The organism is Ferrimonas sediminicola (genome assembly GCF_005116715.1).
Classification (GTDB): Bacteria; Pseudomonadota; Gammaproteobacteria; order Enterobacterales; family Shewanellaceae; genus Ferrimonas; species Ferrimonas sediminicola.
The window spans coordinates 1-12,529 of record NZ_SWCI01000017.1 but is presented as its reverse complement, the minus strand read 5'-3'; the positions used below and the strand labels follow the sequence as shown (position 1 = coordinate 12,529).

10 protein-coding genes and 7 tRNA genes are annotated in these 12,529 nt (G+C 60.8%); 10 read left to right on the top strand and 7 right to left on the bottom strand.

Annotated elements, in window-relative coordinates; all coding sequences use genetic code 11:
- The first annotated feature begins 134 nt into the window (after positions 1-134).
- Genes hppD through maiA form a run of 4 tightly spaced genes read left to right on the top strand, consistent with a single transcriptional unit; the run spans position 135 to position 4,028 of the window.
- On the top strand, positions 135-1,202 hold the full coding sequence (hppD, locus tag FCL40_RS16840; protein WP_136854463.1) for a 4-hydroxyphenylpyruvate dioxygenase: 1,068 nt from the start codon (positions 135-137) through the stop codon (positions 1,200-1,202).
- A gap of 43 nt (positions 1,203-1,245) precedes the next feature.
- Positions 1,246-2,376: a homogentisate 1,2-dioxygenase gene (locus FCL40_RS16835; protein ID WP_136854462.1), complete on the top strand. Its 1,131-nt coding sequence runs from the start codon at positions 1,246-1,248 to the stop codon at positions 2,374-2,376.
- A gap of 10 nt (positions 2,377-2,386) precedes the next feature.
- Positions 2,387-3,367, top strand: coding sequence for a fumarylacetoacetate hydrolase family protein (locus FCL40_RS16830; RefSeq protein WP_136854461.1), 981 nt, complete (start codon positions 2,387-2,389; stop codon positions 3,365-3,367).
- A gap of 16 nt (positions 3,368-3,383) precedes the next feature.
- Positions 3,384-4,028 (top strand): maleylacetoacetate isomerase, encoded by a 645-nt coding sequence (maiA, locus tag FCL40_RS16825; RefSeq protein ID WP_136854460.1) that lies wholly within the window; start codon positions 3,384-3,386, stop codon positions 4,026-4,028.
- A gap of 49 nt (positions 4,029-4,077) precedes the next feature.
- On the opposite strand, the gene FCL40_RS16820 is transcribed toward maiA, so the two are convergent.
- Positions 4,078-4,965: a LysR family transcriptional regulator gene (locus FCL40_RS16820; protein WP_136854459.1), complete on the bottom strand. Its 888-nt coding sequence runs from the start codon at positions 4,963-4,965 to the stop codon at positions 4,078-4,080.
- 108 nt (positions 4,966-5,073) lie between these two features.
- Between FCL40_RS16820 and FCL40_RS16815 the strand changes: the two genes are divergently transcribed.
- The gene (locus FCL40_RS16815; protein ID WP_136854458.1) at positions 5,074-6,540 is read left to right on the top strand and encodes a carboxypeptidase M32; all 1,467 of its coding nucleotides are present in this window, start codon (positions 5,074-5,076) and stop codon (positions 6,538-6,540) included.
- Here the strand turns inward: FCL40_RS16815 and FCL40_RS16810 are convergent.
- Positions 6,515-7,744: an MFS transporter gene (locus FCL40_RS16810; protein WP_136854457.1), complete on the bottom strand. Its 1,230-nt coding sequence runs from the start codon at positions 7,742-7,744 to the stop codon at positions 6,515-6,517. The genes FCL40_RS16815 and FCL40_RS16810 overlap by 26 nt on opposite strands.
- Positions 7,745-7,916: 172 nt before the next feature.
- Between FCL40_RS16810 and yfcC the strand changes: the two genes are divergently transcribed.
- Positions 7,917-9,374: a putative basic amino acid antiporter YfcC gene (gene yfcC, locus FCL40_RS16805; RefSeq protein WP_136854456.1), complete on the top strand. Its 1,458-nt coding sequence runs from the start codon at positions 7,917-7,919 to the stop codon at positions 9,372-9,374.
- Here the strand turns inward: yfcC and FCL40_RS16800 are convergent.
- The 5 genes from FCL40_RS16800 to FCL40_RS16780 form a co-directional block, all read right to left on the bottom strand.
- The gene (locus FCL40_RS16800; RefSeq protein WP_136854455.1) at positions 9,368-9,604 is read right to left on the bottom strand and encodes a hypothetical protein; all 237 of its coding nucleotides are present in this window, start codon (positions 9,602-9,604) and stop codon (positions 9,368-9,370) included. The two genes, yfcC and FCL40_RS16800, sit on opposite strands and share 7 nt — an antisense overlap.
- Positions 9,605-9,827: 223 nt before the next feature.
- Positions 9,828-9,903: transfer RNA gene (locus FCL40_RS16795), tRNA-Val, on the bottom strand.
- Between the two features lie 50 nt (positions 9,904-9,953).
- A tRNA-Val gene (locus FCL40_RS16790) sits at positions 9,954-10,029 on the bottom strand.
- 50 nt (positions 10,030-10,079) lie between these two features.
- Positions 10,080-10,155: transfer RNA gene (locus FCL40_RS16785), tRNA-Val, on the bottom strand.
- 39 nt (positions 10,156-10,194) lie between these two features.
- A tRNA-Val gene (locus tag FCL40_RS16780) sits at positions 10,195-10,270 on the bottom strand.
- A gap of 331 nt (positions 10,271-10,601) precedes the next feature.
- On the opposite strand from FCL40_RS16780, the gene gltX reads away from it, so the two are divergent.
- The 4 genes from gltX to FCL40_RS16760 all read left to right on the top strand — a co-directional run bounded on the left by gltX (position 10,602) and on the right by FCL40_RS16760 (position 12,524).
- Positions 10,602-12,005, top strand: a complete 1,404-nt coding sequence (gltX, locus tag FCL40_RS16775) for a glutamate--tRNA ligase (RefSeq protein WP_136854454.1) — start codon at positions 10,602-10,604, stop codon at positions 12,003-12,005.
- Between the two features lie 83 nt (positions 12,006-12,088).
- Positions 12,089-12,164, top strand: a tRNA-Ala gene (locus FCL40_RS16770).
- Positions 12,165-12,235: 71 nt separating this feature from the next.
- Positions 12,236-12,311, top strand: a tRNA-Glu gene (locus FCL40_RS16765).
- Between the two features lie 137 nt (positions 12,312-12,448).
- Positions 12,449-12,524 (top strand) — tRNA-Glu (locus tag FCL40_RS16760).
- The last annotated feature ends 5 nt before the right edge of the window (positions 12,525-12,529 follow it).

The window sequence follows — 12,529 nt, the reverse complement described above, 5'->3', positions numbered from 1 at the left end:
CGTGATCTCTGTCACGCTTCGCCATCCTTTGTTAGCGTTTGGTTACTAGCGTGTCGGCATTTCGTTGCCGGCACCCGGACCGCCTCACCCATCATCAGAAGGGCGGCCAACAGCGATCAACAAGGGAGAAGAGAATGACCTCTATGGATTACAACCCTCTGGGGACCGATGGCTTCGAGTTTGTGGAGTACACCGCCCCTGATGCCGAGGGGATTGGCAAGCTCAAGCAGCTGTTTGCCCTGCTGGGATTCACCGAGATCGCCAAGCACCGAAGCAAGGAGGCCTGGCTCTATCGCCAGGGGGACATCAACTTCATCATCAATGCCCAGCCCCACGGCCAGGCTGCCGAGTTTGCCGCCGCCCACGGCCCTTCGGTGTGCGGCATGGCCTGGCGGGTTAAGGATGCCCCCAAGGCGCTGGCACACGCCCTGGCCAACGGTGCCGAGCGTTTCGAGGGGAACATTGGCCCCATGGAGCTGAACATCCCGGCGGTGCACGGCATCGGTGATTCCACCCTCTATTTCGTCGACCGTTATGGTGATCGGAGCATCTATGACGTGGACTTCCAGTTCTATGCCGACTGGCAGCAATCCATGGCCGCCAACGACAAGGGACTGATCGAAGTCGACCACCTCACCCACAACGTGTTTCAGGGCAACATGAACAAGTGGGCCGGCTTCTATGAGCGCATCGGCAACTTCCGTGAGATCCGCTATTTCGATATCGAGGGCAAGCTGACAGGCCTGGTGAGCCGGGCGATGACCGGCCCCTGTGGCAAGATCCGCATCCCCATCAACGAGTCTTCCGACGACAAGTCTCAGATCGAGGAGTACCTCAAGGAGTACAAAGGGGAGGGGATCCAGCATATTGCCCTGACTACCGAGGACATCTACCGGACCGTGGCCGACCTGCGTGCCGGTGGCATGGAGTTCATGCCCACCCCGGACACCTACTACGAGAAGGTGGATGAGCGGGTCGAGGGCCATGGCGAGGATTTGCAGCGTCTGCGCGACCTGCGCATCCTCATCGACGGTGCGCCGATGAAGGATGGCATCCTACTGCAGATCTTCACCCAGACCGTCATCGGGCCGGTGTTCTTCGAGATCATCCAGCGCAAGGGCAATGAGGGGTTCGGCGAAGGCAACTTCAAGGCCCTGTTTGAGTCCATCGAAGAGGATCAGATCCGCCGCGGCGTCATCTGATTGAATCGGAGGCTCAGGCCTCCGTTTTTGCCAAGGAGTCTCTATGAGAAAGTGGATCAGTTTCCCCCACAAGGCGGGCACCGTCTCCCGCCAGGCCCACGCCGATCTGCCCGAGGAGGCGATCTACGAGCGCGAAGCTGGCCGCTCGGGGTTTTTCGGTCCCGCCGCCCATTTTCATCACCGTCACCCGCCCACGGGCTGGAGCGAGTGGCAGGGGCCCTTGCGGCCCCGGGCCCTGGACCTCAACCGTCAGAGCGAGCGGGCATCGATCCCCTGGCAGGTCCCCGCCTTCTTGTACAACCGTCACTGTCAGATGCGGCTGTGGCAGCTGGACGGTGATATGACTGAGCTGATGCGCAACGCCGACGGCGATGAACTGATGTTCATCCACGCGGGGCGGGCCGAACTCTATTGCGACTATGGCCACATGACCCTGGAGAGCGGTGACTACCTGATGATGCCCCGATCCACCATGTGGCGCCTGGAGGTGCTCGAGCCCCTGCAGATCCTGATGATCGAGGCCACCGGCGACAGCTTCCAGTTGCCCGACAAGGGGCTGGTGGGCCCCCACGCCATCTTCGACCCGGCCATGCTGGATCTGCCGCAGATCAATGACCGTTTCCTGGCTCAGCAGGATGAGACCCCCTGGCGGGTCAACATCAAGCGGCTGGGGGAGTTCTCCAGCGTCAGCTACCCCTTCAACCCCCTGGATGCCATCGGCTGGCACGGCGATCTGGCCCCGGTGCGCATCAACTGGCGGCAGATCCGTCCCTTGATGAGCCACAGATACCACCTGCCGCCCTCGGCCCATACCACCTTTGTCGCCAGCCGCTTCGTGGTCTGCACCTTCGTGCCCAGACCCATAGAGAGCGATCCCGGTGCCCTGAAGGTGCCCTTCTACCACAATAACGACGACTTCGATGAGGTGCTGTTCTACCACGCCGGCGACTTCTTCAGCCGCGACAACATCGAGGCGGGCATGGTGACCTTCCACCCTTGCGGTTTTACCCATGGTCCCCATCCCAAGGCGTTTGCCGCCGGACTGGCCCATGCCAAGAAGTTTACCGATGAGGTGGCGGTGATGGTGGATACCCGGGATCCCCTGGTGCTGTCCGACCAGGCCAAGGCCCTGGAAAACCCCGATTATGCCAACAGCTGGCAGGTGACAGAGTAAGGAACAACAGATGAAACTAGCCACACTGAATAACGGCAGTCGCGACGGCGAACTGATGCTGGTGAGCCGGGATCTGACCCGAGCGGCGTCCGCGGCGGAGATCGCCCCCACCCTGCAGGCGGCCCTGGACAACTGGAGTGTCGCCCGACCACTGCTGGAAGCGCGCTACCAGATGCTGAACGACGGTACCCTGGGCGAGGCCATCCCCTTCGACCCGCAGGCCTGTCACTCCCCCCTGCCCAGGGCCTATCACTGGGCCGACGGCAGCGCCTACGTCAACCACGTGGAGCTGGTGCGCAAGGCCCGAGGTGCCGAGATGCCCGACACCTTCTGGACCGAACCGCTAATCTATCAGGGGGGCTCCGACACCTTCCTGGCGCCCCATGAGCCGATCCGCATGCCCACCACCGACTGGGGCGTGGATTTCGAGTCGGAGATCGCGGTCATCACCGATGATGTGCCCATGGGCACCACTGCGGAGCAGGCGATGGGCCACATCAAGCTGCTGATGCTGGTCAATGACGTCTCTCTGCGCAACCTGATCCCCGCTGAGCTGGCCAAGGGCTTCGGCTTCTACCAGTCCAAGCCCTCCAGCGCCTTCTCCCCGGTGGCGGTGACTCCGGATGAATTGGGTGAGCACTGGGCGGACGGCAAGGTCAAGCTGCCGCTGATCACCCACCTCAACGGCGAGTGCTTCGGCCGCCCCGATGCCGGGGTGGACATGACCTTCAATTTTCCCACCCTGGTGGCCCACGCCGCCAAGAGTCGCGCCCTGGGCAGCGGCACCATCATCGGCTCCGGCACCGTCTCCAACTACGATCGCAGTGCCGGCAGCTCCTGCCTGGCGGAGAAGCGAATGCTGGAGATCATCGATCAGGGCCAGCCGGTGACCCCATTTATGCAGTTTGGTGATGTCGTCAGAATTGAAATGCTTGATCCACGGCACAATTCCATTTTTGGTGCTATAGAACAAAGACTGGAACAGTCTTAAGGGGGCGCCGTTGCCGATGCTCAAACTGTATGGATACTGGCGCTCCAGCGCTGCCTATCGGGTCAGGATCGCCTGTGCCATCAAGGGGCTGAAATACGAGAACATCTCGATCAACCTGGTTAAGGATGGCGGGCAGCAGCACCAGCCCTGTTATGGTGTGCTCAACCCCAATCACCTGGTGCCCACCCTCCAGGACGGCGATCTGATCCTCAATCAGTCCCTGGCGATCATCGAGTATCTGGACGAGGCCTACCCCGAGCCCTCGCTGTTGCCCGATGAACCGACACGCAGGGCGAGGGCACGGGCATTGGCGCAGAACCTGGCCATCGATTGCCACCCGCTGAACAACCTGAGGGTATTGAAATACCTCACCGCGGAGCTGGGCATCGATGAGCAGCAGAAGAGGCAGTGGTATCACCACTGGCTCAAGACCGCCTTTGGCGGTTTTGAGCTGCAGCTGGAGCAGAGTGCCGGGCTCTACTGCGTCGGCGATGAGATCACCGTCGCCGACCTCTGCCTGGTGCCTCAGGTCTACAACGCCGAGCGCTTCGAGCTGCCCATGGGGGAGTACCCCCTGATCAATGGCATCGTCGGCCGCTGCCGCGAGCTGGAGCCCTTCGCCCTGGCGGCGCCGGAAAACCAGCCCGATGCGGTGATCTGACCAAAGAAAAAGGCCGGTTTTCACCGGCCTTTTTCATCTGACATGGGGGTCAGATCGACTTGGCACTGTCCCGCTGCTCCAGCAGGAAGTCCAGGAAGGTGCGGTCCGCCTGGGTCAGGGCCCGGCCCCGTTTCCAGGCAACATGCAGATCCATGAACAGCGGCTCGGCGAAGGAGACCGCCTTAATTTGCGGATCGTTATCGACCACCATCTTCAGCACCGTGGTGATGGCGAAGCCCTGACGGACGATGGAGCGGATCAGCTCAATCAGGTTGGTCTCGAACGCCAGCTGCGGCTCCAGGTTGTGCGTTTTGGCCATCTGATCCATCCGCTCCCTGTGGTAGTAGCCGCGCTTGAACATCACCAGTTCATGCTCGAGGAACTCCTCAAATTTGATCGACTCCTTCTCCGCCAGCGGATGATCCAGGGCGCAGGCGACGATCATCTCCTCCTTGGTCAGGGGGATGGTCTCCAGGGTCGGCTGGGTATCACCGTCGATGACGATGCCGATGTCGATCTCGTCGCGCTCGATCATCGATTGGATCTCCCGGGTGCCCGCCTCTATCAGCGACAGCTTGAGCTCGGGATAGCGGTGGTGGAAGGCCATCAGCAGTGCGGGGAAATAGTAGGAGCCGATCATGCCGGGCAGGGCAATCTTCACCTCGCCACGTCCCAGTTGTTGTAGGCGGGTCATGGCGGATTCGGCCAGCTCAACCCGGGACAGGATCTCCTTGGCGTGGGGCAGCAGTTCCTGCCCTTCGGCGGTCAACTGCACGCGTTTGTCCTGTCGGTGCAACAGTACCAGACCCAGTTCGGTCTCCAGTTTCTTGATGGCGGTGCTCACCGCCGGCTGGGCCACACCCAGGATGCGGGCGGCACGGGTAAAACTGCTCTGTTCGGCGACGGTGACAAAGTTGCGTAGTTGACGGAGGTCCATAACGGATTATTTCTTTTTGGAAGAATTAATATAATTGATTTATTACTATGCCAAACAAATGCGCTATTACCTAACGAATTTTTAAGCGTAATTAGTAAGGATGGCTCCATGACACAAACCCCGAGTGACCTGTCTCAACTATTTGCCGGAATCTGTCGGCTGGAACATGCCCTGGCCCTGCTCCAGTGGGATCAGGCCACCCTGTGCAGCGACGCCGGACAGACCGCCCGTGGGGAGGCGATGGCAGAGCTGGAGGCGGAGATTCATCGCCGCCTCACCCAGGCGTGGGTCGCCGATGCCCTGGAGTCGGCCCCCGAGGACAATGGCGAGCAGCGGCGGATGAAGACCCTGATGGTGAGGCGGTACCGGGACGCCACGCTGTTGGATGAGCCCTTTATCCGGCGCAAGGCCACCCTGTCTGTTGCCTGTGAAACTGCCTGGCGCCAGGCTCGCAACCAGGACCGCTTCCCCCTGTTTGCCCGGGCCTTCGAACCGCTGCTCGAACTGCTCAGGGAGGAGGCGCAGCGGCGGAGTGATCCGGGAGAGCCCCTCTACCAGTCCCTGCTGCACAAGTTTGAGCCGGGGTTGAGCCTGGCGGAGCTCATCGCCCTGTTTGCGCCCATCGAAGCCCAGTTGCCTGAGCTGATTCAGCAGGCCAGTGCCCGCAGCCGGGAACGACACCCTCTGCCCCTGCCCAGAATCGACCTGGAGCATCAGAGGCGGACAGCGGAAGCCTTGGCAAGAGAACTGGGATTTGACTCGGATGCCGGCCGCATCGATGTCAGTACCCACCCCTTCACTGCCGGGGTGCCCGGGGATGTCCGCATCACCTCCAGGTACGACCTGGCCAACCCGCTATCCGGCCTCTACTCCATCATCCATGAGGTGGGTCATGCCCGCTTCGAACAGGGGATCGACCCCAAGTGGCACCAGACCCCCATGGCCCGGGTGCAGTCCGCCGGGTTGCACGAAGCCCAGGCCCTGGCGTTCGAGATGCAACTGGCCAGGGAGCCGGAGTTTCTCAGCTGGCTGTCGGAATGTCTGCAAAGGGAGTGGGGCAGCGATGCCGCCCTGGAGGCCGACAACCTGGCCGCCCATGTGCTGAAGGTGGTGCCCTCCCTAATCCGGGTGGAGGCCGACGAAGTCACCTATCCTGCCCACATCCTGTTGCGCTTCCGCCTGGAGCAGGCGCTGCTCGGCGGTGATCTTCCCCTGAGCGAGCTGCCGGGCGCCTGGAGCCAGGGGATGGAGCAGCTGCTGGGGGTACGCCCCGGCAATGATCGCCAAGGCTGTCTGCAGGATATCCATTGGTGTTTTGCCGAGTTTGGTTACTTCCCAAGCTATGCCTTGGGTGCCATGTTTGCCGCTCAGCACCTGGCTGGCCTGAAGCGCCAGCCGCAGTGGCACCAGCCCGCTCCTCTGCGCCACCAGTGGGTGTGCGGCCGGCTGGCGGATCAGGTGTGGCGCCACGGCGGAGGCGGCGATCTGAACTCGGTCTGTCTCCAGGTGAGCGGTCGTCCCCTGAGTGCTCAACCCCTGCTGGACCATCTCAGGCATCGCTACCTGGGGAGTTGACCGCCCCCTCGGGCTTCGCTTCCAGTGGGCCAGATCGGCTAAGCCGGTGGAACTGCAGAGCCGCCGCGACGCCCAGCACGGCGCTGAGCATCAGCACCAGCCGGGTGTCCAGCAGCGCCAGCAAGGCTCCCAGGACGGCGATCACCACATTGCCCAGGCAGAACACCGTGGTCAGCAGCCCCATCAGCTGACCCTGGCCGTCACTGTCCCGGCCCTGCTCTGACAGGTAGCTGGGCACCATGGCGTTAAACAGGGCGATGCCGGCGCCGGCCGCAACAAAGCTGGCAACATATTGGCCGCCCCCATAGGGGAAGCTGGCGACGGCAATGGCGAAGATCACCATCCCCGTCAGGGCCGAGGGGACCAGCCCCAGCAGGCGTTTCATCTTCATGGTGGCCAGGGTTGCAGTGGCGATCATGGCACTGGTCAACAGTACCGTGGCCCAGGCGATCTGTTGACTGTCGAACGCCAGGTATTCCACCAGCCATACCGGGTAGAACTCGTAGAACCCGTTTAATCCCAGCATCAGCAGCAGGTAGCAGGCGAAGAAGCCGCGGTATTTGGGCTGAATCAACAGGCTCAGGCTGCCGCCTCGGCTGGAGCGGAGCGCCTTGGGGGCATCTTTAGGCAGGGCCAGGATAATCAGAACCAGGGCGGCGACACAGGCCAGGGCGGCAACCCAGAAGGCCAGGCTGGCCCCCAGGGGCAACAGCATCCCCCCAATCAGGGGCCCAACCAGGTAGCCGGCATAGCTCATGGCACTCAGATAGGAGAAGGCGCGGGTACGGTCGATTCTGGGGTGCAGATCCGCGGCAATCGCCCTGGCCACCGACAGGTTGCCTTCGAACAGGCCGGTCAGCAGCCGGCTGAGGGCAAACAGCGCGAAGCTGCCCAGGCTGATGGCCCAGGCGGTCAAGCCATAGCTCAGCGCGGCTCCCAGCATGGTCCAGACCAGCACCCTCTTGCGGCCGGCTCGGTCGGACCAGGCGCCGATGTAGTTGGCGCCGATCAGGATCCCCACCGGGTAGATCGCCAGGGCGGCACCAAGCAGCAGTTTGGGAGGCAGTTCCATAATCTGGCTGACCGGGTGTCCCAGATCGAGAAACAGCGGCGCCAGGATGGGGTAGGGCAGGGCGATGCCGCTGACGCTGATCAGGGTGATCAGCAGGGTAACGCCGAAGGTGTAGTAGGGTCGAGCATCCATCTCTGCGCCTGTTTAGTAAAGTTATTTGCTTATATAATGGTCCTGGTTAGGGTGTCTGTAAACCCCGTGACGCAAAATTACCATCTGACGCTGACTTAGGCCTCGCCACAGGCTAAGGTAGTGGCGCCCCGAACCTGGGTAGAGAAATTCACAGAGAGTTGTAGGAGAAGTCATGTCCCGCCCCGTCGCTGCCAGAGTGCCTAATGCCCTGGTTCTGCTCAGTTTCCTGGCCATTATGGCCTGGCTGGCCACCATGGTGGTGCCCGCTGGCTTGTTCGAAGTCCACCAGGTGGGGAATCGGACCCTGCTGGTCGAGGGAAGCTTCCACTACGCCGATGCTCCTCTGGCCATGCCCTGGTTCTCCGAAGAGGGGGGGGCCGGCCTGGCCAATGTGCTGTTCGAGGGACTGGTATCCGGGTCCAAGTGGGGCAGCGCCATCGGCATCATCGCCTTTCTGCTGGTCATCGGCGGGGCGTTCGGCATCATCATGGCCACCGGCGCCATGGACAGGGCCATCGTCTCCATGATTCACAGGTCGGCGCGCTATCAGGATCTGATGCTGCCGATACTTTTCCTGCTCTTCTCCCTGGGGGGGGCCGTCTTTGGCATGGGGGAGGAAGCGGTGGCGTTTTGTGTCATCTTGGTCCCCATGATGGTGCGCCTGGGGTACGACAGTCTCTCGGCGGTTTGCTGCTCCTACGTGGCCACCCAGGTGGGGTTTGGCACCAGCTGGATGAACCCTTTCAGTGTCGCTATCGCCCAGGGGATCGCCGGTGTGCCCGTGCTTTCCGGCGCCCCGTTTCGTATGGCGATCTGGGCCCTGTTCACCCTGACCGGCATGCTCTACCTCTATCGTTATGGCCGGCGGATTCGCCATAACCCCGAGTCATCGCCCAGCTACGCCTCCGATCACTACTGGCGCGCGCGTCATCAACAGGGGGAGACGACAGAGCGGATGGAGCGGTTGGACCAGGGAATCATCCTGGCCCTGGTGTTGGGCTTGATCTGGGTGACCTGGGGGGTGATCACCCGAGGCTACTACATTCCTCAGATCGCGGCTCAGTTCATGGTGATTGGCCTGGTGATCGGCGTCATTGCCCGCATCGGTGGTCGGTTGAGTTCCATGAATCAGTTGGGTGATGAGTTCACCAAGGGGGCGGCGATACTGATGCCGGCCATCCTGGTGGTTGCCCTGGCAAAGGGGATCATTCTGCTCCTCGGTGGTGACGATCCCGCCGCGCCCTCGATCCTGAACACCCTGCTGCATGGCGCCGGCAGCGCCTTCAGTGGCTTGGGCAGCGAAGCCGCGGCCGTAGTGATGTTCTGGTTCCAGTCGGCGTTCAATCTGCTGGTCTCCTCAGGTAGCGGCCAGGCCGCCCTGACCATGCCTTTGATGGCGCCTCTGGCGGACATGCTCCAGGTCAGTCGTCAGGTGGCGGTTCTGGCTTTTCAACTGGGAGATGGGCTGACCAACATCATCATTCCCACGTCGGCGAGCCTGGTGGGATGCCTCGGCGTGGCGCGGCTGGCATGGCCCCTCTGGGTTGGTTTCATCTGGCGATTTACGCTGATCGTCATGGGGCTGGCCACAGTAGTCATGCTCATTGCCACTCTGGTGGGCTATCAGTAACCCTGCTGTTCGTCGCCAAGCAGGTGGGCAATCTGGTCTGTCGGGATCAGGTCCAGGTGCCCCCCTTCATCGAAGCACCACCCCTTGATGTAGCCCATCGCCTTCATCCGTTCGAAGTTATCGATGATTACCGCCGCTTCCCGCTCGGCGGAAGCGGCATCCAGTCCCTGAACGTGTCGCAGGTACTCGGCGATGCTGCCCCTGGAGGCGGATTGTGAGATATCGGCCATCGTCACTCTCCTCTAGCCTGATGTAGTAACCCTAGTACGAAGATTTAAGATAGCCAGATGATTTTGGTTCGGGCGTTTCGGGGTGCTGGCGGCACAGGGAGGCCGGGCCGCAGCCGCGGGGAACCGGCTTACGGACAGGGCCTGCCGAGAAGGAAGAGAGGAGAGTGCCGCCGGGGACGACAGCCACAAAAAAAGCGAGTCCTGAGACTCGCTTTTCTGAATTTGGTGGGCGATACCGGGCTTGAACCAGTGACCCCCTGCTTGTAAGGCAGGTGCTCTCCCAACTGAGCTAATCGCCCACAGTAAACTGTGGCTGATAGAAGGTTTAACACCATCCATCATAAGTAGGTGGTGGGCGATACCGGGCTTGAACCAGTGACCCCCTGCTTGTAAGGCAGGTGCTCTCCCAACTGAGCTAATCGCCCACAGCAAACTGTGGCTGATAGAAGGTTTAACACCATCCATCATAAATAAGTGGTGGGCGATACCGGGCTTGAACCAGTGACCCCCTGCTTGTAAGGCAGGTGCTCTCCCAACTGAGCTAATCGCCCACATCATATGTGGTCTTTTTTACACTGCGCTGAAGAAAGTGGTGGGCGATACCGGGCTTGAACCAGTGACCCCCTGCTTGTAAGGCAGGTGCTCTCCCAACTGAGCTAATCGCCCTCAGCAACGGAGGCGTATTATAGGTGGCACGCCTTGGGTGTCAACAGATTTCTCCCCGAAACCCACCGTGTGGCGACTTATCGAACGGCCTGGGCGAAATAGGTTCAGCAAAATTGGGAAGGTGCTGGATTTGTGGGCAAATGTCACGTTCTGCCGGCGATTTCGCCGCCTTGGCAATGGGCCGGGGAGGCGGCGCCGCCCCCGCGGGATTGGCCTCCCTCTATAGAGAGAAAACACTCTTGGGTTTCCCCGGTGGAGTTCTGCTAGAATGATGCGATTTTCTTCCTGCCCAGATGGCAGGACCGTCGAATGAACCAATCTAGAGAAGGTTATGACTGTTAAAACGCGTTTTGCACCCAGCCCCACGGGATACCTGCACGTCGGTGGTGCCCGTACTGCCCTCTACTCCTGGCTCTATGCCCGTAATATGGGTGGCGAGTTTGTACTGCGCATTGAGGACACCGATCTGGAGCGTTCCACCCAGGAGGCCATAGACGCCATCATGGAGGGGATGCAGTGGCTGGGGCTGAACTGGGAAGAGGGTCCCTACTATCAGACCAAGCGTTTTGATCGTTACAACCAGCTTATCGACCAGTTGATCGAGGAGGGCAAGGCCTACAAGTGCTACTGCTCCCGAGAGCGTCTGGATGCGCTGCGTGAAACTCAGATGGCCAATGGGGAAAAACCGCGTTACGACGGCACCTGTCGTGATGGCGCCGACCAGGAGGCGCCCTATGTTATCCGCTTCCGCAACCCAACCGAAGGCTCAGTTGTCTTTGACGATCACGTTCGTGGTCGTATCGAAATCGCCAACAACGAGCTGGACGATCTGATCATCCGCCGCACCGATGGTTCCCCCACCTACAACTTCTGTGTGGTGGTGGACGACTGGGACATGGGCATCACCCATGTTGTTCGCGGTGAAGATCACATCAACAATACCCCTCGTCAGATCAACATCTACCAGGCACTGGGTGCACCGGTACCCGAGTTTGCCCACGTCTCCATGATTCTGGGTGACGACGGTGCCAAGTTGTCCAAGCGCCATGGTGCCGTCAGCGTCATGCAGTACCGCGACGACGGTTACCTTCCGGAAGCCCTGCTGAACTACTTGGTTCGACTGGGATGGTCCCACGGTGACCAGGAGATCTTCACCCGTCAGGAGATGATCGATCTGTTCAGCCTGGACGCCATCAACAAGTCCGCCTCCGCATTCAATACTGAAAAACTGCTGTGGCTCAACCAGCACTATATGAAGAGTATGGACCCGGCCTATGTCGCCGAGCACCTTCAGTGGCACATGCAGGATCAGCAGATCGACCTGGAGAATGGGCCGGCCCTGGAACAGTTGATTGGCGTGATGGCCGAGCGTTGCCAGACCCTCAAGGAACTGGCCGCTGCCAGCCGCTACTTCTACGAGGAGTTCGAGGAGTTCGATGCCACCGCTGCCAAGAAGCATTTGCGTCCCGTGGCTCAGCAGCCTCTGGAGCTGGTGAAGGAGAAGCTCGAGGCCCTGACGGAGTGGACCGCCGAGGCGATCCATCAAGCGATTCAGGATACCGCAGCCGAACTGGAGCTGGGTATGGGGAAAGTAGGCATGCCCCTGCGTGTTGCCGTAACCGGTGCCGGTCAATCGCCTGGCCTGGATCAAACCCTGTTGCTGATTGGTCGTACAAGGTCTGTGGCCAGAATCACCAAGGCGGTTGAATTTGTAGCAAACAGAGCCAATTCCTGAAAAACCGGTTGACACATTTTGGGGGCATCCATACAATGCGCCTCGCACTCAGGGAATGCTTCCCAAGATGTGCAGCCAAGCTTGGGGCTATAGCTCAGCTGGGAGAGCGCTTGCATGGCATGCAAGAGGTCCACGGTTCGATCCCGTGTAGCTCCACCAAGTTTAAAAAGGGTCGCAGATATTGCGGCCTTTTGTTTCCAACCTCTCCGAGAGGTGGGAAACGGTCCAGGGTCCCCTTCGTCTAGAGGCCTAGGACACCGCCCTTTCACGGCGGTAACAGGGGTTCGAATCCCCTAGGGGACGCCACTTATCTGTTGATGTCGACGGGGGCTGGGCGGTGTAGATACCGCGCCCTCTATGCACGGCCGCAACAGGGCGACAATCCCGTAAGGGACGCCACTTGCTCGCTCATGTCACCAGAGCCTAAACGGTGACAGTCCAGGGTCCCCTTCGTCTAGAGGCCTAGGACACCGCCCTTTCACGGCGGTAACAGGGGTTCGAATCCCCTAGGGGACGCCACTTAT

Excerpts from the sequence above, each read along its gene's own strand:
- hppD (WP_136854463.1), top strand. The coding sequence starts at position 135 with ATGACCTCTATGGATTACAACCCTCTGGGGACCGATGGCTTCGAGTTT.
- FCL40_RS16835 (WP_136854462.1), top strand. The coding sequence starts at position 1,246 with ATGAGAAAGTGGATCAGTTTCCCCCACAAGGCGGGCACCGTCTCCCGC.
- FCL40_RS16830 (WP_136854461.1), top strand. The coding sequence starts at position 2,387 with ATGAAACTAGCCACACTGAATAACGGCAGTCGCGACGGCGAACTGATG.
- maiA (WP_136854460.1), top strand. The coding sequence starts at position 3,384 with ATGCTCAAACTGTATGGATACTGGCGCTCCAGCGCTGCCTATCGGGTC.
- FCL40_RS16820 (WP_136854459.1), bottom strand. The coding sequence starts at position 4,965 with ATGGACCTCCGTCAACTACGCAACTTTGTCACCGTCGCCGAACAGAGC.
- FCL40_RS16815 (WP_136854458.1), top strand. The coding sequence starts at position 5,074 with ATGACACAAACCCCGAGTGACCTGTCTCAACTATTTGCCGGAATCTGT.
- FCL40_RS16810 (WP_136854457.1), bottom strand. The coding sequence starts at position 7,744 with ATGGATGCTCGACCCTACTACACCTTCGGCGTTACCCTGCTGATCACC.
- yfcC (WP_136854456.1), top strand. The coding sequence starts at position 7,917 with ATGTCCCGCCCCGTCGCTGCCAGAGTGCCTAATGCCCTGGTTCTGCTC.
- FCL40_RS16800 (WP_136854455.1), bottom strand. The coding sequence starts at position 9,604 with ATGGCCGATATCTCACAATCCGCCTCCAGGGGCAGCATCGCCGAGTAC.
- gltX (WP_136854454.1), top strand. The coding sequence starts at position 10,602 with ATGACTGTTAAAACGCGTTTTGCACCCAGCCCCACGGGATACCTGCAC.